Origin of the sequence: Myxococcus sp. CA039A (assembly GCF_013336645.1) — a bacterium.
GTDB lineage: Bacteria > Myxococcota > Myxococcia > Myxococcales > Myxococcaceae > Myxococcus > Myxococcus llanfairpwllgwyngyllgogerychwyrndrobwllllantysiliogogogochensis.
Map to the genome: position 1 here is coordinate 11,686 of NZ_JABUMQ010000086.1, position 22,791 is coordinate 34,476.

Below are 22,791 nucleotides of genomic sequence, written 5' to 3' on the forward strand. Positions count from 1 at the left end.
AATCCATGAAAGACAACCTCGTCATGCACCTAGCGGAAACCCCGAGGTGGGTGACGGAACACCCGGGCATGAGGCGTGGGCCCCTCGACAGGCAAAGGGCGACATCATCTATCATTGGATGAATGGCACACTCGATTGCCCTGCGGAATCCAGCCGAACTCGCGCGGACTGTCGACCCGGCGGCAGGCGAGCACTTGAAGCTGGAGCTGGATTCGCTCCACGCCGTCAAATCCCGCGCCTTCCTCGACGTGGCGGAGGCCATCTATGACGAACTCGCGAAGCGCCAAATTCGCTACCACCACGAGCCCTTCTCTCGTGATGAGAACAAGCAATGGATCCGTGAGACCGCGGAGGTGCTTTATGGCGGTGTGGGCGCGAACTGCGTGGATCTCGCGGTCCTGTTCTGCGGTGCGTGCCTGACGTACGGGCTCCTTCCGCTGCTGGTGGTGATGAAAGGACATGCCCTCGTCGGCGTCTCCGCGAAGCTGGGACGTCACGAGTGGCACGAGAGGCCTCTGCACAACGAGGAGCCGTTTTCTCGAGACTCTCCGACTCTTAAGAATTCTGGCCACCTGCTCCACCTCCATGACCGACAGCGGTATCGATTCATCGACTGTACGGGCCTCACGGAACGCAGCAACCACAAGCAGCTTTCCTTCAGCCAGGCCTGCGAGCTCGCGCTAGAGCATCTTCTCACCAATGAGTTCGAATTCGAAGTCGCTCTCGATATCGAGACCCTGCACCGGACTGGTTATGAGCCCGCCCAGCCTTCCGACCATCCGTACGATCCACTTCGGACCGCGCCCATCCTGCTCCATAGGCGCTGGGGGCGCTTTGCAGCCTCCCGTGGTGGGGTCCTGGCAGAGGAGAGCCTTGAGCGCCGCGCGGACGGCCCCAGGCCGCCGCTCGCGGACACCTGGCAAAAATTCCTCGGCGCCCGCCCCTGGCCAGAACGGCTCCAGAAGCGCATCTCCAAGCTTGGACAAGTCGGGCACGGCAACGAGGCCATTGAAAAGCTGGTCCAGAAGCTCGAACGACTCGACCTTCGACAACCCTACGCTGCCATTGGCAAGGAAGCACGCCAACTCCGCATCGACGAATGCTACAGGCAAACAAAGCTCCTGCTCGCGAAGGCGCTCCGCCCGCAGCGTCAGCTCCAGACAGAAGAGCACCTGGGGCTGTCCAAGGACGCGCTCCAGCGGCAACTGTCCGAGCTGGAGAGCCTGCAGAAGTTCCTCGACAAGCCACGTCATGGCCGCTGCTTCACCGTCCTCGGGGGCTCGGGGAGTGGGAAGACCCACTTCATCGCATCCATCTTGAACGGACAACTGGCGGACACGCAGGTATGGGTCCTACCCGTCAAGCTGAGGGCCTCCGGCCATGCGGTGGGGGACCAGGTGCTCGACGCGGTCAAAGCCGCGATCCAGATCATCTGGGCTGACTTCAACCAGCTCAACAACTTCCTGCGAAATCAGAGTCTGCGGATGGTCGTCGCTGTCGACAATGTGCATGTGCTCGCCCGGGATGCCTCGCCGCTGTGGGATCAACTGCTCGAGCTGGTGAGAATGAACACGGTCTTCGAGTGCATCGACTGGGTATTCACCTGTCTGGACACCCGGTACGACGACATCGCGGCTCAAGAGGATTTCATCCTCAGCTACGGCCCTGACTCCGGAGAGGAAGAGACCGCAAGCCCCTCGCACGGAGGAAACGAGCGTGGCTGGGTGATGCTCGATGAACTGAATGAGCAACAGCAAGTAGGGCTGAAGGTACTTGGGGAGTTTGGCCGCGACCGCATCCACGTCGAGGAAGACACAATCGACCCCGGTGCGCGGAGGCAACTCTGCTCGCCTTTCGCCGCATGGGTCCTGATTGATGCCCTCCAGGGTGAACAGAAGACCGTATCCATCGCCAACCTACACTACATTGATTTCATGGTGCGCTTCTGGAAGGGCCGCATGAAAAGGACCCCAGCGTTGCGCCAGACAAAGGGAGTCGACTCTGTCAGGCGCATCGCGGCGTGGATCCATCTCGGGATGCTGGAGCGGGATTGCGCGTTCGAGACATTGGTGGCGACAACGTCTGACTTGTTGGAGCAACGCGAACATCGAGTCAGAGTCACTGAAGCCAAGGACGTGGAATGCATCCTTCGACTATTGCAGGACGCCAACCTGCTGACCCCTGCCCAGAATCCAGACAGCATCCCCGGCGACTTTCGGAAAGAGGTTGTCGAGTTCAGGTTCGAGAGTTTCTGGCATTGGACCGTCGCCAGTGACATCTGCGAGAGCTCCATGAAGCAGAATGACCTCCCAAAACAATTGGAGTCGGCCGTTCTTCAATCAGCACGACGCGAGTCGACCGAAGCGATTGTAGAGATGACCCTGCTGATGGACGAGTTCCGCCACGAACATACCGCTCGGAAGTCTCGTCAGCCTTCCGCGCTCTGGAAGCCGGTCTTCGCCGACACGAAGCTGCTGACCGCCGGGCATTGGTTTGCGGCCTCGAAGGCGAGGTCCGAGACGCAGCGGGGCCTTGTCGACGCTTTGAGCAACCACGGCACACCCCCCCTGGATAGCCGCTCGGCGTTTGCACTGCTGCATTTCATCGCAAATGCTGTCGACGTCGACAAGGGCCGACTGTTTCACCTGGCGAAACCCCACTTCAAGCTCTTCGCGGAGCACAAGTTCGGACGATTCTTCCTCTACGTCGCGGAGAGGCAACTCAGTGACGAACTGGACCCGGTCTGCATCGCTCGCTGCATGGCGGCATTCGTCGGGGCGGAGGACATGAACATCGAGGAGCCCCTGGCTCGGCTCACGATGGAGGTTCTCGAGCACGCGTGTACCACGCCGTCCGAGACGATCACCCTCATGATGGAGCATGTCTGCGTCGCCCAGGGACTCCGGAAAGTGATAGTGCATGAACCCCGGCCAGCCCAAACCGATGCCGTCATGGCGGGCACCACTGAAAGCACCATCAACCGGAACTGGCGCGAATGGGTCTTCCACCTGCTCTGCGAGCGGTTGCTCGAACAACATGATGTCGAAGCCTTCAGGTTGCTCGATGCGGCGGGGTGGTATGCATTGAAAGGAGGGAAGATTGCGTCGGACGTTCGTACGCAGATGCATCGTCAGGCGAACTTCGCCTTCGGCTCCTGGTACCGCACTCCCTCGCGGCACGAGAAGCGTGCCGCATACGATCAGCTCGTCAACGAACTCTCCCGCCACAGCGAGGTGGGCAAACGCAAGACCGCATTCTTCATGGTCCGGCACACCGTCGTGACGAACCAGCAGATGGAGGTGCTGGTCGACAAGCGCTTCCATCCCATCCTCGCGAGATTGCGTGCGGACCCGGAGCTTGCCGACTTCGTTCCCAGGTGGGAGCCGTTCTTCCGAGTCAACCTCGATGCATACCCCTGAGGGAGGGGCCGCTACCGCCAGGCAATGCCAGGAAGCCGCTCTGGACGAAGCAGCGTGTAATCGCGTCCTCCGGGCAGCTCCAGCGTGAGCTTGCGTTCGCGCTTGAAGGCGACGGTTGCCTTCATGGTGGACTCCACATCAAAGGCCTTCAGCCCGAGCGAGAGTGAGTACTCCACGGCGGCCTCGAACGTATGCGTGTAGGTTGACACATCACCGCTCGTATCGCCGCCCAATGGATAGGTACGGACTTCAGTGGCCCGCCCCATGAAAGCCTCGACCTCGCTGGCGGTCGCGACCCGGGGAGCCGCCAGGAAGTGGTCCGAGCGACGGGGGCGCACTGCCTGGCGCTTGAAGAACTTCGAGACCAGTTGCGCGTCCTGGTAGAGCCCCATCGAGTAGGTCTCGATGCGCACGGGGACATAGATGATCTTCGCCGCCCCCCCGTCCCCAAGCGCGCTGAACGCCTCGGAGCGTCCCACGGTGATCGACTGCCTGGCACCAAGCCCGCTGCCGAAGAGGGTGGTGCTCCATTCGTGCGTGCCCGTCAGGGTGTCGGCTTGTTCGAAGCGCACCGCTGCCTTCTCGTGTGCGGGCGCCGCGAGGAGCAATAGGGGGACCTCTACCTCCTCGATGACCGGCTTCATTTCGAGGTAGAGCACGTTGTCCAGCACGAGGCTCTGCAGGTAGCCCATCGCGCGGCGGAGCAGGTCCTCCATGAGACTTCCTCGCAGCGGCGACGGAGCCGCGGCGACCTTCGGCTCGAAATCGCTGACCTCATGCACGAAGCGCCCGTAGAGGTCTTCAACCAGCTCCGGGCTCGCGCCAATCTCCGAGAGGGACAGCTTGAGCTGCGACCAGTCTGTCGCGGCGAGCTCTAACCACTCCTTGCGCTCCACGTCATTGAGAGTGCGGTCCATTGGCTGAGTATACCAGGACGCACTCCGGGCAGCCGCCCGCGTCCCCACGGGGTCCGCACCCTCCGCGGCGGTGTACCGGACTCGACGGGCTCGTCCATGCGGACTCCAACCTGGTAGCCTGGTCAGACCCCGGTGCCGTGCCTGACACGGTGCCGGGTGCCCATGACCCAGGACCCCGACTGGCCCATCCGTGTCGCCGCCATCACCGCCCTCCAACAACGGGTGCGGCAATATGGCGAGGTCCTCTCCTGGGACGTCATCGATGCTGGCTTTACCTACAGGGGAGAGACGCTCCACTTCGCGAACCGGGCGCGCGGCATCTTCTGGCCCCGACAGATGAGCGAGTCCGCCCTCTCCATCAAGACCACGGTGCCTCGACAGGGACGCGAGGCTCGCTATGACGACCTGCCGTCGGACGAGGGGTTCGAGTACAAGTTCCAGGGCGAGGATGTCGAGGGGCGGGACAACCGACGCCTCGTCCGCGCCATGGAGCTGGACGCGCCGCTCATCTACTTCTACGGAATCGAGCCGGGCATCTACGCGCCCATCTGGCCCGTCTACATCTCGGGCGTGGACCTGACCGCGAAGTCCTTCACGGTGGCCTCGGGCCCACCGGGAGCGCAGGTGCAGGCGCCGGGGAGCTTCGCGGCGGACCCGAGGCTGCTCACCCTGGAGCGCCGCTACACGACGGTGCAGGTGAAGAAGCGACTGCACCAGGTGGCCTTCCGGCAGCACGTCCTGCACGCCTATGAGCAGCGCTGCGCGGTCTGTCGCTTTCCACGCAGGGAGCTGCTGGACGCGGCCCACATCCTCCCGGACCGGGATGTGCGCGGCCGTCCCGAGGTGCCCAACGGCCTGTCGCTGTGCAAGCTTCACCATGGCGCCTTCGACGCGGACCTCCTGGGCATCCGTCCGGACGGCGTCATCGAAATCGCCCAGCGGCTGATGGACGAGCACGACGGGCCCACGCTGGAGCACGGACTCAAGGGCTTCGCGGGAAAGCCGCTGGGAATCCTCCCCTTGCTCCCCGCCCAACGCCCCCGTCCGGAGTATCTGGAAGAACGCTACGCGCTCTTCCGACGCACCCGCGACTCGTAAAGGCGAGAGGTGCCGGGTCATTCGTACCAGGTCGGCACGAGCTTCCGGACCTCCGGAAGCGCGGCGACGTCACAAACCATGGTCCACGCGGCGGGCGTGAGCGCACCGTGGCGTGCCTCGCATTCGGTTTCGCCGGTGGGGATGAAGTAGAGCGTCTCCTTCGGCAGGTCGCAGCCGGCGCGGCCTCGGGAAGGGTTTGCCTCGATGGAGGGGGCGAGCGCTTTCACGCGGGCGAGCAGGGCTTCGTCCCCCGTCGGCAGGCAGAACTCCACCGAGCCATCATTCATGCACCCTGTCTCTCGGCTGAACCTGAGCTTGTGTGTCGGGCAGGCCTCGCCCTGGACCGAGGGGGCACCGGAAGGCCGCGCGCGTGGTGGACCCGGCGACGGGGTAGCGCAGGCCGACAGCGCGGCGAGCAACAGGAAAGGCATGGCGAATCGTCTCACGACGCTTCCTTTACACGCCTCCTTCACTGTCGGGGAAGCGCGAAGTCGCCCGAGAGACAGGTCCACGAAGACGGGGCCATCCAGTCCCAAAAGACATCACACGACTAAGGGAAATCCGCAGGACTGTGACAACGCCACCTCAAGGAAGTGACAGCCCAGGGGGTGCGGGCCGAGGCGGAAGAGTGCTAAACCCAACGAAGTCTCACAGCGGCCTCCACGGCCACGAAGTCCTCCGCCCAAAACCAGCCGTCCACGCAGCCCGAAGTTCGCTCCACCCGTCACGCTCATCCGCGACGAAGAACTCCGTCCATACAGCGACTGTCCATCTCCAGGGGCACGGGGGCAAACCACAAGGGGAGACACGACATGCTTCAAAGCATGAGTCTGCTGTCGCTATGCCTGCTCACCAGCCTGCCAGCAAAGCCCGTCACACCTGGAGACACCGCGCCGCAACAAACCGAATCACCAGACAGCCCGTTCTCCCTGCTCCCCGTCCCTCCACGCGTCCCATCGCCGCCCTCCGCGACAAAGACTGAAGACACCGGGCCCGCTCGCACGATGCTCCCGGAAGACGCGCCCAACTGGCTCCAGATGCGCGGGACCAGCGGCCTGGACCAGGGAACGGATGTCGCGGCGTCCTGCGAAGGCGTCTATGCGGTGGGCTACACCACGGGCAGCTTCGACGGGAGCACCACCGCCGTCGGGAGTGACTGGTTCCTGGCCAAGTACAATCTGGCGGGCGCGTTTCAATGGGCCCGCCAGCATGGCGCGCCCGCCACCTCCGCCAACCCCAACCCCGCGGACTTCGCCGAATCCATCGCCACCTTCGACGTCGGCGGTCGCTGCAACGACCCCGTCATCTATGTCGCCGGCTACACCTCGGGCAACCTCGACGGGAACACGAACTCGGGCATCTCCGATGCCTTCCTGACGAAGTATGACAAGAAGGGGACCCGCATCTGGACCCGGCTGTTCGGCACCCCGACCGCCGACCGCGCGACCTCCGTCGCCACCGACAAGAGCGGCAACATCTACATCGTCGGGTATTCAGCCACGAGCTCTTCGGGGACCGATGCCTTCGTCGTGAAATACGACGCAGCGGGGACCCTGCAGTGGTCGAAACCGCTCGTCAGCAGCAACAACAAGAACGACCAGGCCCGGGGCGTCGCCACGGACGCCAATGGCGACATCTACGTGGGCGGCCACACCCACGGCAATCTCGGGGGAAACAATACGGACAGCAGCAGCCTGACCAGCGACGTCTTCATGGTCAAGCTGGGCCCCACGGGCACCCAGATATGGGCGAAGCAGTTTGGAACCACCACCCAGGATGTGATGGAGGACCTGGCCACCTCGCGACGACTCACCGGCGAGATTGATATCTATCTGGTCGGCTACACCATCGGGAGCTACGCGGGAACCAATCCCAGCGCCGAGTACGATGCCCTGCTCCTGAAGTTCCGGCCGGACGGCACGGTCCAATGGCAGCAGCAGTTCGGAACGGCCGGACGGGACATGCTGTACGGAGTCACCTCCGACGGCGGCGGTACGGTGTACGTGACGGGCATCAGCAACCACGACATCAAGACCGGCGCCCCGCTCGACAGCGGCGACCTGGCGGAAACCGATGTCTTCATGAGGAGCTTCAGCGCGACCGGAGCCCCGTTGAAGAGCCGGCAGATCGGCTCGACCCACCCGACGCTCCCCAACGCCGAGTTCGACATCGGCGCGGGCATCGCCGTCGACACGGGCGCTGGGGTCTACATCGTGGGCCACACCGACGCGGCCTTCCCCACCCTTCGCGCCACGTCTCAAGGCAGCACCGACCTGCTCGTGTTCAGGTACCTGGAAGGCTGCACCATCACGACGCCAGGCCAGTGCCACCTCAGCTATGGCTGGGGAGACCCGCACTACGTGACCTTCGACGGCTATGCCTATGACTTCCAGGGGCACGGAGAGTTCATCCTCGCCGAGTCGACCGTCGGCGACCTTCACATCCAGGCCCGCCAGCTCCCCTGGAACGGCTCTTCCCATGTCAGCGTCTTCAAGGCCGTCGCCGCCAGGCTTGGCACCGAGCGCGTGGCCTACTACCTGGGGGCTTCGCCTCCCTTCAAGATCAACGGCCTCGCGGTTCCCATCACCAAGGAGACCCCGCTGCGCGACGGAGGGCGCATCATCCCTCGAGGGAGCGGATACGTCGTCGAGTGGCCAACCGGAGACCACCTGGTCATCACTCCCGTCGGCTCCTACATGAATGTCGACGTGCTGCTGTCCCCGGCGCGCCGAGGCAACGTCCGGGGGCCCCTGGGCAACTTCAATGGCAACCGCGCCGACGATTTCGTCCTGCGCGACAACACGCCACTCGCCGCGCCTCCTTCGTTCGCGCAGATGTATGTCGGCCCACAGGCCTACGTGAACAGCTGGCGAATCTCCCAGGCGGAGTCACTGTTCGACTATGCCGCGGGCGAGTCCACCGCCACGTTCACCAACCTCAACTTCCCTGTCGCACCGCCGTCACCAACCCCCGCCCAGCGGCAGCAGGCCCAGCAGGTCTGCCAGAACGCGGGGGTCACCCAGATCGCCACGTTGTGGGCCTGCATCACGGACGTGTTCGTCACCAATGACACCTCGTTCGCCAGCGGCGCCGCGGCCGTCCAGACCAGTGCCCAGACCCAGGGCACTCCGCCTCCTCCCCAGCCCGCCCCCCAGTCCGTCTACCTGGTCAACTTCGAAGCGGGAGCGGGCGCCGGTGAGTGGAGCTCACAGCTCAGGAGCACGGTGCCCGCGGGAGGCCGCACCTTCCTCGGCGAGTTCAGCAACGAGACCGTCAGTCTCACGCTCCCGTCCCTGCCCCCGCACACCACGGCCACCGTCAGCTTCGACCTGTATGTCATCAATGGCTGGGATGGCAACGGAGCCTTCGGCCCCAGCCGCTTCCGGCTGACGGCATCGGGACTTCCCCTCCTGCTCGACACCACCTTCTCCAACACGCGGAGCAGCCAGTCGTATCCAGGGAACTACCCCACGGTGAACGCGGCCGGAGCAGGTGCTTTCGAGCGAAACACCCTCCTGTATCCCATGGGGGACTCGGTCTACCGGCTCAAGTACACGTTCAACCACTCGGCCACGAACCTGACGCTGTCCTTTGCCGCGGCGGACCTCTCCGGCATCAATGAAGAGGCCTGGGGTCTGGACAACGTCGAGATACAGCTCCAGTAGCGCCCACCAAGGCAACACGCGGCCCTTCCACCCCGTGGCTCCGGGTGGAGGGGCCCCTTGCCTGGAGCCAATCCCATGAAAAACCATCTCGGGCTGTTGCTCGCGGGGACTTGCATGGCCCTCGCCGCAGGCTGTGGTGCTTCCGAGGAGGTCCTCCTGGAAGGACCTGCCACCACGCGCGCCTCCGCGAGTGTCGAGGACGCCGCCTTCACGACGCTCGACTACCCTGGCTGCGAGCAGGACTATTCCGACCACAACACGCCGGTGCTCTACGAAGGAATCACCACCGAGCGCAAGGCGTGCAGTGGAGAGACGTCCACCGTCTTCGTGAACTTCCTTCACGAAGTCCCAGCGGGCATCACCCTCGACCTGTTCCAGGCAAACAGCTTCGGGAAGTTCGGGCTGGACGACAAGCTCGCGCAGCGCGCGCCGTTGCATCTCGTCAAGCTCGACACCTTCGTGAATCCCTGGGGCGTGCCGATAACGCGCTATCGGATCTCCATCAGCTACACCCTGGTCGAGTCCGAGTACTGCCGGCATGCCACCTTCTCGGCCGCCTACCAGCTCGCCACCCATTGCCCCGAGCTGCCGACGATTCGCTCCCCGCCGCAGACCGACTCGCTCACTCCCAAGACGTACGCGGTCTATCCCTTCATCGTCTCCAGTGCCAGCAACGCAGGGGCCCACAAGTTCGTGGCCATTCCATCCGTGACCTCGTGTTCCGAGTGTCACAAACCGGCCTTGGGGCCCACTCCCGAGCACGTCTTCGAGTACCGCCGCACCGGCACCACCCCGTGGTCCACCATCACTCGCGGCGACTACCTCGCGTTCGAGGTGACCGTGGCCTCGGCGGGCGTCTACGAGTTCAGGTCGAAGGGCCGGCTCAAGCCCAATGGCAGCTACTCCAGCTACTCCCCAGTCTCCGTCCTGTACGTCCCGTAGCCATGAAGCCAGCCTCTCCAAATCGAGTCAGGGAGTCATCATGAATGCATTCTTTCAAGGCCGGTGCTTGTTCCCCAGAGGTGTCGCCCCCACGCTTCTCGCCGCATTCGTCGGGCTCGTGGGGGGCCTGGCTTGTGATGGGGAGCAGACCCGCCTCTCACACGAAGTGGGCTCACCCGAGGCCTCCACGGACCTGACGGCCGTTGTTTCTCCCATGGCCTCGGAGGCCTCGCGGGCCTCGCTTGCGCCCCGTTGGGAGGCCACCGGCTCCCTGAGCATCGACCGACACAGGGCCGCCAGCGTGCGACTGAACTCGGGCAAGGTGCTGGTGGCGGGTGGGTACTCGTACAACAGCAGCTCCAACAACTACCTGGCCAGCGCGGAGCTCTATGACCCGGCCACCCGGACCTGGTCCATGGCCGCGTCCATGGCCGTCAATCGCGACGGGCCCGTGGCCACCTTGCTCGCGAACGGAAAGGTGTTCGTCGTGGGCGGCTACACCAGCACGGGCAGGACGGCGACCGCGGAAGTCTATGACCCGGCGACCAACTCCTGGTCCGCCGCCGGCGCGATGCGCACGGCCCAGGAGGACTGCACCGCGACGCTGCTCACCAACGGCAAGGTGGTGGTGACTGGCGGCTACATCTCCACCCCTGAAGTGTATGACCCGGCGACCAACACCTGGTCTCTCGCGGGAGCCCAGAGCCCGACCCGGTTGGGCTCGACGTCGACCTTGTTGCCCAACGGGAAGGTGCTGCACGTCGGGGGATGGGATGGAGCGACCCACGCCACGGCGCGCCTGTATGACCCCGCCACGAACTCCTGGTCCGCGACCGCGTCCATGGCCACGGCGCGTTGGGACCACACGGCGACGCGCCTGCCCAACGGAAAGGTGTTGGTCGTGGGCGGTTGGGAAGATGTGGCGGCCGCGGAGCTGTACGACTCCACGACCAACACCTGGTCCCCCGCCGGAACGATGAGCACGCCCCGTGCGTTCCACACCGCCGCGCTGGTGGATGGCAAGGTCCTGGTCACCGGCGGCCACACCAGCAACAACCGGAACACACGGCAGTCCGCGGAGCTGTACGACCCCGCGACCAACACCTGGTCCCTCACGGCCCCCATGGCGACCGGCCGCTCCTGGCACAGCGCCATCACGCTCGTCGATGGAAACATGCTCGTCACGAATGGAGGGCGGACCTCCGAGCTGTACACCCTCTCCTCCGCCCCCATGGGCAGGGTCGCGCAGGGCTACACGTGCGGCGCGGCCGACACCTTCACCCCGAGCTGCGCCTACAGCGTGTCCCCGGACGCCACCTATGCCTGGACGGCGCCCTCCACCGGCCTCTTCACCTTCACCACCGCCGGCTCCGACTTCGACACCGTCCTCGAAATTGTCGACAGCACCACGAGCCAGTCGCTCGGCTGCAACGATGAGGCGAACAGTTCGACGTCCCAGTCCTCGCTGACACTCTCACTCGTCGCGGGACAGAAAATCACCGTCAAGGTCGAGGGATACAGCGTCCACTGCGGCAACTACGCGCTCAACATCCAGTAGGGCCGCGTGGGGCGGGAGTTGTTCATCAGCCAACCCGCTGCCGGAACGTGGCGCCTCCGGGAGACAAGGCCCACGCCGCGCCAGGACCGCTGCGGCTTCGTCACACAAGCCGCAGTCGCGTCTCTCACCGGATTGAGCCCGTGTCCGAGTCGTGGTCTAGGCATCCGCACCATGCGCTCGCAGATGTTGCGGTCCCTCCTCGGACTGATGCTTGTCATTCCCTTCCGCACCGTGGAGGCCCGGCCCGTCCAGGCGGAAGCCCAGCTCTGGTACACCGTGTCGGCACAGGGCCACATCGGAGAGCACTTCCTCTACTACCTGGAGGCGCAGCCGCGCTTCAGCAAGGACGACGGCCGCGCCATCCTCCGCTCGGCGGGAGGCGTGCGGCTGTTCCAGGACATGTCCCTGTGGCTGGGCCAGGGCTGGATTCCGCTCTGGGTCTGGGATGGAGACCCTGCGCTACAGCGGGGTGAGAGCCGCCTCTATCAGCAGTACCTCTACACGCCGAAGCTGGGGTCCGTGCGAGGGACGCTCCGGGCGCGCTTCGAGCAGCGCTTCCTCTCCGGGACGACGGAGGTCTCCCTCCGCGCGCGCGTCATGCTCCGCGGTGCCCAGCCCGTGGCCGCGGAGGGGCGCCTGTCACTGATTCTCTGGGACGAGGTCTTCTACCATCTCAACTCGGTGGAGGGCGGTCCCAGCGCGGGCTTCGACACGAACCGCGCGTTCCTCGGCGTGGGCTGGAAGTACGCAGACCACTCTTCCGTGGAGGTGGGCTACCTCAACGCCTTCATCCGCCGGCCCTCCTCCGAGACGGATCAACTCATTCACGCGCTCTCCGTCTCCATGCCCTTCAACTACTTGTAGCAAGGCGATCGGTGCTCCGGCCCCCAGTCCCCGTGCCTGGGGTGTCTTTGCCCCAGGGGGCAGATGACCGATAAACAGACATCACTGTGTGTTTCCGAAACACTTCGTAATTTCCCCACAATCCGCAGCAATTACGCGGAGCTGTGCGAAGCGCCGTCAACACCCTTTACGCGCTGGAGCGGAACACCTGGAGCACCCGTAGTCCATGTTATACGCCATTTGCGGGTTTCTCACCCTACGAGATTGCTTGGCCCATCGATTGCTCAAGGCCCGGAGCGCGTCAGGCCGCAGCTGGTGGACACCAGGCGGATGACGCGTCCCCCCGTAGTCTGAATGGACGAGGAATCTCCGATGCCCGTGTTCCAGAAGATGTTCAAGGGAGCTGCTGTCCTCGCGATGACCGGTAGCGCGCTGCTGACTGGCTGCGGCACCGACACGCAGGTCGATGACGCACAGCACGAGCAGGAAATCATCGCCAACCTGGTCGAGGCCGGCTTCCCGGCGAACGACATCATGGTGGCGGATGGCGACGTGTACGTGGGCCGCGACGCCCATGTGACGCTCGAGGCGTCCCGCGAGATGCTGCAGCCCGTCGAGGCCGGCCCGGAGCAGTACCGCACGACCAACCTGGTCGCCTCCAGCATCACGCGCATCTGCATCGTTCCGACGGCCGCGTTCAACGGCTACGCGCGGCTGAGCCAGGGCCTGGATCTGGCCATCGCGAACTACAACGCGCTGGGCCTGAGCTTCACCATGGCGCGTGGCAGCACGGGCACGTGCAGCGCGACCATCTCCGCGCGGACCACGACCGGCACGGGCGGCTCCGCGGGCTTCCCCTCCGGCGGCCGTCCCTACGGCACCATCAACATCGGCACCGGCCTCAACACCTACAGCGTGGGCGTGAACGAGCACGTCATCACCCACGAGCTGGGCCACACGGTCGGCTTCCGTCACTCTGACTACTACAACCGCGCCATCAGCTGCGGCTCGGGTGGCAACGAGGGCGCCGCGGGCGTCGGCGCCATCCACATCGCCGGCACGCCGACCACGGCGTCCACGGGTGGCTCGCTCATGAACTCCTGCTTCCGCTCGACGGAGACGGGCAACTTCACCGCCTCCGACCGCACCGCGCTGACCACCCTGTACTAGTGCTGGCGCGCTCCCCACGGATTCAATCCTGACGCCGTGGGGGTGCTCCTCGAGGGCTCCGCCCTCACCGCCCGAGCCTCCAGTCCGCGACTCACGTCCGGGCTGGAGGTTCGCGGCTTCATGCGGTGTGGTCCCCGTGTATCGAATCAATTCTCTTCGGAGCGCTGGGACGTCACGAGCCAGCCCTTGCCGTCGAACTGGTAGAACCAGGTGGCGTTGCCCTCGCCCCGGTCGACCAGCCCCTGACTCGAACCCATCGGGACGTAGCGCTGAAGGCAGCTCACCTCGCGCGGCAGCGCCAGGACCTCCCGCACGTGCCCGCCGCGCGTGAAGAGCACCCGCACGGGGACAGACTGGTTGCACGAGTAGCCTTCGCCCGGGAAGGCGTAGTCCGGCGCTCCGTCCTGGTCGAAGTCACCCCGCACGCACGGCCATCCGTCCTTTCGCAGGACGTCCAGGTCCACGCCCACTTCCTCCAGTCGAGGCGCCGCGTCGCCGACCGTGCCCACGCACAAGCACCGGGTGCTCGTCTCCGTGTCACAGCCCTCATCCGCGAGCGCGATCTCCACGCGCGACGGCGTCTCCTCGCCGCGCAGTGGCGCCTCCGCGCACCCCACGGCCACTGACAGCACAGACGCCCAGATGCAGGTCCAAGGTCGCTGAATCACGTATCGATGCCTCCTGGGGAAGCCCGATTGCAAGCCACGTGCACAGGATCGTGCGGCCCTGGGGCCACACCTCCATCGAGGGGACAAGGCTCGTGACGCCGTCATGGCCCGCGAGCGCGTGGCGGCGGTTGACGTCCACCCCGTCATGGTCGAGGACGGGGGGATGATTGAACTGCCCCCGGGTGCCTCCATGAAGGACTACCAGCACTACATCCACGAGCTGGAGGCCCTGCATGGCTGGTTGAAGCTGGACCTGGTCCACAACTGCTTCCTCATGGGAGAGGAGGTGGGCGAGGTGTTCAAGGCGGTGCGCCGCCACGAGAAGCTCTATGACGAGGGACGCGGCACGCCCACCGAACAGGCCCGTGCCCATGTCGGCGAGGAGCTGGTGGACGTGTTCAACTACCTGCTGGCCATCGCCAACCGCGTCGGTGTGGACCTGGAGCAGGCCTTCCGCGAGAAGAACGCGCGAAACCAGCAGCGCACCTGGAGCTGAGCCAGGCGCCCCGGTTCAGGGCCCCTCAAGTCTTGCGCACTGACTTCTTCTTTTCGCGCTTGCCACCCTTCGATTTGCGCGTGGACCGCTTGTCGACCACCTTGGGCTCGTCGGTATCGCTGTCGTCTTCCCCCTGGCCCCCACGCGACTGTTGCTTCTGCTCGCTGGAGCTGGAGGAGGCCGGACCGCTCCGAGTCGCGGCTGCTCCGTCGAGAATTCCATCCGCGCCGCCAGCGGACAGCCCCGCGGCCTCGCCGAGCCCATCGCCCACATGGTCCGGCAGCCGGGGCTCGGGGACCACGATTTCGGCGGTGTTCCCCTCGTCGTCATACACGGCGGATTCCCAGGCAGCCTCCTCGTAGGCCCGCTTCCAGGCGATGACGTAGGACTTCCGCCAGGCATTGATATAGGCGACACGCTCGGCGGCGTCCGCGCTCCCGCGAGTCGATGCCTCTCTGATGAGGTGGGCACCATCCGTCCGCGCCTGCAGCTGCGTGTAGTGGTCCTCGATATAGGGAATGGCGTCGGGCGCCGGAATGGGAGCGGGCTCATCCAGCTCTGTCTCCTCGAACACCACCTCCCGATACTTCTCCTGGAAGTATCGGGTATAGGTGAGGGCGAACTCCGCCTCATAGGCCTGCCGGGCGGGCGTATCCGTGAGGTTCGTCACCGCGGCGCGGGGAATCTCGCTCAGGACAATCTCCCGGTTGCGCAGGACCGTTTCGTTGGCGCGGTCCGTCTCCCACCTGAGGGGCCCGGATGGGTGGTTCCTCCCCACCTGATCGGCCAGCTCATCCGCATCGAAGGGTTCGTCCTTGTAGTGGTGGACGAAGTTCGCCACGGGAACCCTGGCCAGATCGATCTCCACCTCGCCATAGCCGCTGAAGCCCACGCCATGATTGGAGGTGATGTCTCCAGGCGTGGACCGGGCCGACAGCAGCTTTCCAACGCCCTTGCGCGTCTGGAGGAAGGACAGCAACCGGGGCTCGTTGGGGATTTCGTCCAACTGCGTGTTCGCGTGAGTGTTGAGCCACTCCAGGTCGCTCACCTTGCCCTCCCCCACGTTCCGGACCCGCGGCGTCGGCGCTCCCGTGCTCGCATCGAAGTTGTAACCGAGTCGCCCTTCCGTGAGGTGACCCCGATTCATGGGCGTGAGCGCCCGGCCTTCCTTGAGGGCCTTGCGCTCGGGAGGGGTGATGCCGCGCCAGGCCTGGCGCCGAAGCATCCGCCCTCGGACCCGCACGTAGTCCCTGTCGCTGGGCCCCTCCAGGGTGTGTTTCTTGTAGATGTTGGCGACGCCATGCGCGGCCGGAGTCGCGAGCAGATACGCCGAGTTCCCCCTGAGGATGTTTGCCAATGGAGCGCCCTGGTAGGAGATGACATCTCCCGCCACGCTGAAGTCCTCATCGCCGCCCAGACGCGTCACCAGTCCCTGAGGGGTGAGCTCGGCGTTCTCCAGCGCATGGGAGTAGGCTGTCTGGGCTTCAATCTCATCCTCGTGTCCGTCGAAGTCGGCGACGGCGGCGGCCTTGCCAGCCTTGACCTCCTCTTTGTACGCCGCATGGATTTCGCGGAGCCGCTGGTGCCCCGCGGATTCGCGGGCCGCATCCGCCACACGGAGCCCGAACTTCGCGCCGCCCACGCGCTGGATGGGGGCATTCGGCGAGCGGCCTCCCAGGCTCGCCGCCAGCTTCGCCTGCGCCACCACGCGGGGGCCCTGATTGAGCCGCGCCCCGAGCGCTTGCAGGGCAGCCACCCGGGGATGAGCCACTCCCTCCATCCGCTCGTCCCGAGAGGTGACCTGCTCGACCATGGGCACGTCACGCCGCGGCTCGAAGCTCTTCACGACACACTCCTCGCGCTGGAGTCCCAAGCCTGCCACTCGGGTCTGTCCTCCACCCACGGAGTCGGTGAGGGCGGGACGACCCGGGCAGTTCGTGAGCATCCCGCGCTTCCACTGTCAGTACGACGCGCTGCCGCTGACCGCCGGGTGCCCCTCGGCGGAGAGACACCGAGGAGGCGAGCGTCGCGCGCGGCCCGAAAGAACGCGGCTGCGTCCCCATGAAACGCAGTGCCGACATCGCGCCTGAGCGCGGGTTGCGATCCCGCCGCTCACCCAGGGTCGGAAGGGACACGTCGGCGCGCGGTCCGAGCCGCGGCATCAGTCACGGCCCCCTGCCAGAGGCGCGCGTCCGTCCGCCTCTTGAGGCGAGCCGCCTCCTGGGCTCATGGAATGGGGCGAATCAGCCCTCGCCGCGTCCACGGCACGAAATGTGGATTACGGGCGGGTGGCACGTGTGACGTCCGCCGGATGGCCCGTTCACGATGGGCTGGGCTCACGCGTCTCCTCAAGGAACCTATTCAACTGGGATGAAGCCGGCATGCCGAGTGTCTACACCGTGTGTTTCTGTGGAACCGCCTGCGCGCGAGACGAGGGCGAAGTCACGCGATATTGGGACTACAAGCTTCTCGGCCTCTTCGCCAAGAACGACCAGCGCCTCATCAGCCACAAAGACATCTTCGACAAGGGGACCGGATACATCCCGGTACGGCTTCACACGGAGATCTCCACCCACCTCCAGGACACGAAGAAGAGCGTCACCGTTCGAGGTGTCGGCGAGAACGACTGGTACGACCAGATGGACACGTGTGACCCGCTGGACGCCACCCTGCCCGGCGCGCCGGAAGAGTTGCGCAAGTACGCGCGGGCCTACTCGGAAGGCAACCAGCGGACCATGGGGGGCCAGATAGCGGGCTGGGCGGATGCGGCGCTCGCACTGCATGCCGCGAGCCGTGCCGCCGCCAGCGGGGCGGAACAGTACAACTTCGTCGGGCACAGCCGCGGCGCGGTCGAATCCATCATGGCCGCCTGGTTCCTGTATGCCTATGGGGGCGAGGCCTGTCGGAACATCCCCATCAACATCTTCGCCATCGACCCCGTTCCGGGCACCGGCGAGTGGTACGGCATCCAGACCCAGCTGCCTCCCAATGTCGTCAACTACGTCGGCGTCTACGCCTGGGACCACCTGGACGTGGGCTTCAGCGCGGTGATTCCCCGGCCCAATGCGAGGATGACCCAGCAACGCGAACACGAGGCCATCGAGGGCCGGGGCCTGGGGAGCACGTGGCAGACGCTCGCCAACAACCGCCAGTTGGCGGACCCCCTCCTCGCCTCCGACCTCCCCAAGCCCGAAGGGTATCGGCTCTACGCGACCCGAGGGCGCCACAGCACCGTCGCGGGAATCGGCACCACCGATGGCCTGTATGACCCGAAGAAGTTCAGCGACGACGTCGCGGCGGTTCCCCGGCTCATCTACAAGATGGCGCGGGGCTACCTGACCCGATGGGGAACGACCTTCCACACGAAAAGCCAGGTCCGCGATACCGTCAGGCAACTGCGAAAGAGAATCCATACAGCGCATTCTCATTTCGACGCCATGGCGGGCGGGCAGACCCGGACGTCTCGTTATGTGTCGCGGCAGTCCGTCCGGCGGGTGTCCTCCATCCACGGCGTCCTGGGCTGGAACAAATACTACTTCGAGGACGTGGTGGGCACGCCTCCCTACAGGCTCGCCTATCCCTGCACCATCGAGCAGACCGGTGGTGGCTGGGTGGACTGGACGTTCCTGTGAATCAGGTCGTGGCTTCCGAGGGGCAGGGACAGCTCAGGCAAGGAGTGCGGAGCAGATGAGTCAGATCAACGCGGTGCGAAGCAAGGTCGAACCCCGCTATTTCAATCACCTGAGCGGTGCGAGCTATGTGCGAATCATGGACACGCCTCGCATCTGGGGACTGGACTTTGGTCCCGGCATCATGGACCAGGCCCGGAAGCGCACGAAGGAGTTCGAACGAGCGCTCGTCGAGGTCATCCAGAAGTCGAAGTTCCGCTGTGACGTGGCCTCGCTCAACAGCCCGGACCCCGAATGGGCCAAGGTGATTCTGGGGGCCATGGATGCCGCGCTGAGCGAGGACATGGGCAGGACGAAGCGGACCCAGTTCCGGTTCCTTTTCGGGCAGACGCCCATGCTCCTCATGAACGGCACGGCGCCCCCGCTCATCGACTTCCAGGGCGCGCTGATTCGACTGGTGAGGGCGCGGACGCGCCACTGGAAGATGAAGCCGGAGATCTGGATGGGGCAGTTCTACCGGCTCCGGGAAGGACTCCAGTCAGGGCTCCTCGCGCGCCTCGCGGAGTCCCTGCCGAGCTGGATGGTGTCCGAGGGTGATGACGACTTCACGAAGATGACGTGGAATCACTCGAAGATCATCGCCGTGGATGGCATTGAGTCCCTGGTGGGGGGACACAACCTCAACATGGACCTGTTCACCAGCTATCCGCCGGTGCATGACGTGTCGGTCGTCATGCATGGTGAGGCGGCCCTGGGGTCGCAGCTGTACTTGAACCAGATGTGGGCGTGCAAAACGGATGTGTTCACGAAGGAGTATCTGGATGTCGATGCCGGCGTCTGGAAGAACGGCGATGACCACGTCGGCAAGCCTTGGGAGCTCAAGGACCCGCTGAACGAGCAGGATGCCATTGATTACCGGACCGAGCGTTTCGAGGCGCTCGCGCAGCTGCATGGTGGAAGCGTGGAGGACTTCAAGTCCTCTCCCAGCCACTCCAGCAAGAAGCTCTTGTCGGAGTCGGACGAGGACCTGGACGAGGACGACATCCGGAGGGATGACCTGCAGACCCTCGCCGACCTGGAGCTGCCGGTGTTCAAGGAGAAGAAGTACAGCTCCTACGCCAGCCTCGGTGAGTACAAGAAGGCGACCCGCGTCTTGTCGCTCGGCAAGTACTGGAAGGGCTCGAACCTGGAGGAGGACTACGAGAAGGCGTCCGAGCTGATGAAGCAGGAGTTGATCCAGGGCGCGAAGAGCATCCTCCGGTTGTCCCAGATGGACCTGGTGAGCGCGTGGAAGAAGAAGTGGTCCTCCCACGTCGTCTGCCACTGGATCATGGACGCGCTGCTCAAGAACGAGAAGCTGGTCGTCCAGGTCGTGGTTTCCCCCCTGGACGCCGGCGCGGGCGCGGAGGGAGACCAGTATTCATTCGGCTCGGGTGCGTGTCGGACGTTCGAGCTGTTCCAGTACTACGCGACGCATGCCGTGGACACCGACACCCGGCTGCCAGATGCGGACGTGCGGGAGCGTGCGTTGGAGCGACTGCACATCGCGCCGCTCTATTTCACGGACAAGGTCCCCGAGGGGAGCACCACCGAAGGTGAGACCTATTTCTGGCCCAAGCTCACGGAGGAGGGAAAGACGGCGACCCTGAAACAACCCTCGCTCGCCACGGTGCCACCGGTCAAGGGCGTCATCGGGAGCGCACAGGAGTCGGTCAAGAAGGCCAGCGGCGCCTTCTATCCCAAGGTTCCGTCCGCGCCGGGCAATCACGCGAAAATCATGATTGTCGACGACGAGTCGTATGTCGTCGGGTCCGACAATCTCTATCCAGGCTTCCTCTCCGAGTTCAACTACCTGGTGGAGGGCGCGTCCGCCGTGAAGGACATGCTCGAGTTGTATTGGGAGCCCCTGTGGGACTACTCGGGACTGCACTGTGTCAATCCCCTGTGCGAAGGGGGTTGCAAGACGCGCCCTGAGAAGCCCAAGCCCAAGCTGCCCTCGTTGCTGGGGCCCCGACTCGGCCTCTATTCGTCGCTGCTCGGTGGCAGAGGAGGCAATCCCTTGCTCCTGGCGGGCCTGATGTCGACACCGCTCTTCGGCAAGACAGGCTTGAGCGGCTTCGGCGGAGGGAGTGGCCTGGGCATCTTTCCGCCGCTCCTGAGCAACGACAACCAGGGCAAGGTCAAACGGGTGAAGGTGTCCCAGACCGAGAACCTCGACACCCTCCTCCAGCAGGACGACGAGGCCGCGAAGGTGGGAGTGGTGGAGCGGCAGCTCGCCAAGGAGTCGGTGCCGTCGAGTTCGGAGCCCTCCTCGCCGAAGGCCCAGAAGAAGAAGGACCCGGACGTCCATTCGAACGGCGACAAAATCGAGGACGAGCACTACTACACGGATCGCCAGATTCTCCGACTCATGGAGCACTACATCGGGCACATGCCGAATGTGGTCGTGCGCCCCGGGCTCGGGGCCTACCAGCTCCGTCGCCTGGGGCCCGACGCGTTTGACGATGCCCTCCAGGGCATGGCCGAAGATCGCGAGCCCCGCATCATCGTCCAGCCCTACAACGTCAACGGCAACCACTGGGGGTTGATCTACATCAAGGCGGCGCCGTCACCGTTCGGAGGCAGGGCCCAGGCCCGCGTGCTCTACATCGACCCGCTCAACCCGAGCAGCGTGCCGAATCTCGGTCCCCTGCGGCGCGCGTTCCCGGACCTTGAAGTCGAGCGGTGCGACATCCCCTATCAGAATGACAATCACGGTGGTGGCTTTGGGGGACAGCACAGCTGCGGCCCCTGGATTGTCCACCTGTCGCGGTGCCTCGTGCACTCCGGGAACGCCCTGCCCCTCCCCGCTCCGAACCCCCGCACGGCCGCAATCAAGCTCCGCGAGGAGCACCAGAAGGCCCTGAATGGTCTGAACCAGGGCGGCAGCGACTTCCTCTGAGTCGAGGACGACGTCTCTGGCCGCGCGGCCGCCTCGAAGGGGGCTCCGCCGCGCGGCCCGGGGGGCCTCCGTGCGAGCGGGCCGGGTCTCAACGTCCTGGGTGAAGCACCCGAGTCCCCCGGAGCCGAAGGAGCCGGGCCCAGCCGCCCTCCTTCATGGCGAAGGCCTCGCCCGTCCATTCCCCCAGCACGAAGGGCTTCCGCACGCGGCTGCAACACGTGCTCCCCGGGATGGGCTCTGCCCACAGCTGCGCGCCCTTCAACCGGAGGAAGTGGTTGTAGACCGGGCTGTGCCGAGGCTTGCCCGTCTCTGGAACACCTCCGGTGACGATGAGCACGTCCTCCTTCTGTCCCTCCACGAGGAACCGGCCCTTCGCAAGCCTCGGGCGCCCCTCCGCCAGCGTGATGACCTCCGCGAAGCGCAGATAGTCGAAACCCAGGAGGCTGTAGCCCGTCAGCAGATACTCCTGGGGGTTGCCGGGAATCGGGGTGAGTCCGTCCAGGATGGCGTCGAGCTGGAGCTCCTCCAGCGACCTGTCGAGAGCGACCCCGAACTTCCCCTCGGGTGTGAGCCATTGGAGGTACGCGCGGCCTCTCTCCAGTTCGTCCTTCAGGCCTCGCGTGGCGCGCCGCAGGGTCCAGGACCGCAGGCGTCCGTCAGGCGAGGTGACTGTCTCCGCGCACCCGAGAGTCTCCGACTGGAACACCCCTCGGTCGTACCTGGCCATTCGCCGAAGCGCCTGGATGGCTTTGTCCTTCGTCTTCGGCACGCGGACCTTCATCGACGAGGAGCGACGCAGGAGGCGCTCGAAGTCCCCCAGGCCGCAGCTCGCCAGCTCCAGCTCCGCGAAGGCGACGGCGGCCTTCGGGCAAAACTCACCGAGCACGGACAGGTCCGTCACGCTGGAGATGAGCTTCTGGCAGGGACGGGAGGCCCCTCCCGCATCGGGGGGCACGGGACAATGGACCCAGACCCAGTTCTGGTTCCCGTGGGTACCCGACCATCTCCCGATGTCCACGCAGACGCCGCCATCCGCGGTGCTGAAGACGGGCGCCTGGGGTCCTCGGAGAATCGCCTCGGACAGGTCGAGGGCGGGGTCCACCTGCCACCCCTCGGTGACGTCGGAGAAGGAGGAGACCTCTCCGATATCGGGCCCCTCGGACGGCGACGTGCTCAGCAGTACCAGCAGGACCTGAGGCCACATGGCGCGCTCCGTTGCAGGGCCCGGCCCTTCTTGTCGAGCGCCACGATTGCCCCGTCTCCATTCGTATCCTCGCGGGCCTGACATCCCATCAGCCACCTCCCGAAGCGATGCGCCGTTCCAAACGGGCCGCTCGGAGCGGACGAGGGGGGCTCCGCGACAGCCGCGGCGGCCTTCTTCCCGGCCGAGGTCGAGGGCGAGGTCGCGCAAGCGGAGAGCATCAGCAACAGGAGCAGGATTGGGC

Annotated in this window: 15 protein-coding genes; 10 read left to right on the forward strand and 5 right to left on the reverse strand. The window is 65.3% G+C overall.

Annotation, left to right across the window (positions count from 1 at the left end):
* The first annotated feature begins 194 nt into the window (after positions 1 to 194).
* The gene (locus tag HR086_RS16345; protein ID WP_174466083.1) at positions 195 to 3,419 is read left to right on the forward strand and encodes a hypothetical protein; all 3,225 of its coding nucleotides are present in this window, start codon (positions 195 to 197) and stop codon (positions 3,417 to 3,419) included.
* Between the two features lie 11 nt (positions 3,420 to 3,430).
* On the opposite strand, the gene HR086_RS16350 is transcribed toward HR086_RS16345, so the two are convergent.
* Positions 3,431 to 4,315, reverse strand: coding sequence for a hypothetical protein (locus HR086_RS16350; RefSeq protein WP_174466084.1), 885 nt, complete (start codon positions 4,313 to 4,315; stop codon positions 3,431 to 3,433).
* 183 nt (positions 4,316 to 4,498) lie between these two features.
* Between HR086_RS16350 and HR086_RS16355 the strand changes: the two genes are divergently transcribed.
* A complete protein-coding gene (locus tag HR086_RS16355) occupies positions 4,499 to 5,434 on the forward strand; it encodes an HNH endonuclease (protein ID WP_174466085.1) in 936 nt (311 codons plus the stop codon).
* 17 nt (positions 5,435 to 5,451) lie between these two features.
* Here the strand turns inward: HR086_RS16355 and HR086_RS16360 are convergent, their stop codons facing one another.
* Positions 5,452 to 5,721, reverse strand: coding sequence for a hypothetical protein (locus tag HR086_RS16360; RefSeq protein WP_246137408.1), 270 nt, complete (start codon positions 5,719 to 5,721; stop codon positions 5,452 to 5,454).
* 525 nt (positions 5,722 to 6,246) lie between these two features.
* On the opposite strand from HR086_RS16360, the gene HR086_RS16365 reads away from it, so the two are divergent.
* The 5 genes from HR086_RS16365 (at position 6,247) to HR086_RS16385 (ending at position 13,612) form a co-directional block, all read left to right on the forward strand.
* Positions 6,247 to 9,099 carry an SBBP repeat-containing protein gene (locus HR086_RS16365; RefSeq protein ID WP_174466087.1) on the forward strand — a complete coding sequence of 951 codons (2,853 nt, stop codon included), beginning with the start codon at positions 6,247 to 6,249 and terminating at the stop codon, positions 9,097 to 9,099.
* Between the two features lie 75 nt (positions 9,100 to 9,174).
* Positions 9,175 to 10,041, forward strand: a complete 867-nt coding sequence (locus HR086_RS16370) for a hypothetical protein (protein ID WP_174466088.1) — start codon at positions 9,175 to 9,177, stop codon at positions 10,039 to 10,041.
* 40 nt (positions 10,042 to 10,081) lie between these two features.
* Positions 10,082 to 11,599 (forward strand): kelch repeat-containing protein, encoded by a 1,518-nt coding sequence (locus HR086_RS16375; RefSeq protein ID WP_174466089.1) that lies wholly within the window; start codon positions 10,082 to 10,084, stop codon positions 11,597 to 11,599.
* 207 nt (positions 11,600 to 11,806) lie between these two features.
* Positions 11,807 to 12,463, forward strand: a complete 657-nt coding sequence (locus HR086_RS16380) for a DUF2490 domain-containing protein (protein WP_254624082.1) — start codon at positions 11,807 to 11,809, stop codon at positions 12,461 to 12,463.
* 351 nt (positions 12,464 to 12,814) lie between these two features.
* Positions 12,815 to 13,612: a zinc-dependent metalloprotease gene (locus tag HR086_RS16385; RefSeq protein ID WP_254614693.1), complete on the forward strand. Its 798-nt coding sequence runs from the start codon at positions 12,815 to 12,817 to the stop codon at positions 13,610 to 13,612.
* Between the two features lie 146 nt (positions 13,613 to 13,758).
* On the opposite strand, the gene HR086_RS16390 is transcribed toward HR086_RS16385, so the two are convergent.
* The gene (locus tag HR086_RS16390; protein ID WP_174466090.1) at positions 13,759 to 14,280 is read right to left on the reverse strand and encodes a hypothetical protein; all 522 of its coding nucleotides are present in this window, start codon (positions 14,278 to 14,280) and stop codon (positions 13,759 to 13,761) included.
* 103 nt (positions 14,281 to 14,383) lie between these two features.
* Here HR086_RS16390 and HR086_RS16395 point away from each other — a divergent pair, with 103 nt between their 5' ends.
* On the forward strand, positions 14,384 to 14,776 hold the full coding sequence (locus tag HR086_RS16395; RefSeq protein ID WP_246137410.1) for a MazG nucleotide pyrophosphohydrolase domain-containing protein: 393 nt from the start codon (positions 14,384 to 14,386) through the stop codon (positions 14,774 to 14,776).
* A gap of 25 nt (positions 14,777 to 14,801) precedes the next feature.
* Here HR086_RS16395 and HR086_RS16400 read toward each other — a convergent pair whose 3' ends face one another.
* Entirely contained in the window at positions 14,802 to 16,622 is a 1,821-nt protein-coding gene (locus tag HR086_RS16400; protein ID WP_174466091.1) for a hypothetical protein, read from the reverse strand.
* 535 nt (positions 16,623 to 17,157) lie between these two features.
* Between HR086_RS16400 and HR086_RS16405 the strand changes: the two genes are divergently transcribed.
* The gene (locus HR086_RS16405) at positions 17,158 to 18,408 is read left to right on the forward strand and encodes a Tat pathway signal protein (protein WP_174458050.1); all 1,251 of its coding nucleotides are present in this window, start codon (positions 17,158 to 17,160) and stop codon (positions 18,406 to 18,408) included.
* A gap of 55 nt (positions 18,409 to 18,463) precedes the next feature.
* A complete protein-coding gene (locus tag HR086_RS16410; protein WP_174466092.1) occupies positions 18,464 to 21,346 on the forward strand; it encodes a hypothetical protein in 2,883 nt (960 codons plus the stop codon).
* 88 nt (positions 21,347 to 21,434) lie between these two features.
* Here HR086_RS16410 and HR086_RS16415 read toward each other — a convergent pair whose 3' ends face one another.
* Positions 21,435 to 22,550: a hypothetical protein gene (locus HR086_RS16415; RefSeq protein WP_174463385.1), complete on the reverse strand. Its 1,116-nt coding sequence runs from the start codon at positions 22,548 to 22,550 to the stop codon at positions 21,435 to 21,437.
* Between the last annotated feature and the right edge of the window lie 241 nt (positions 22,551 to 22,791).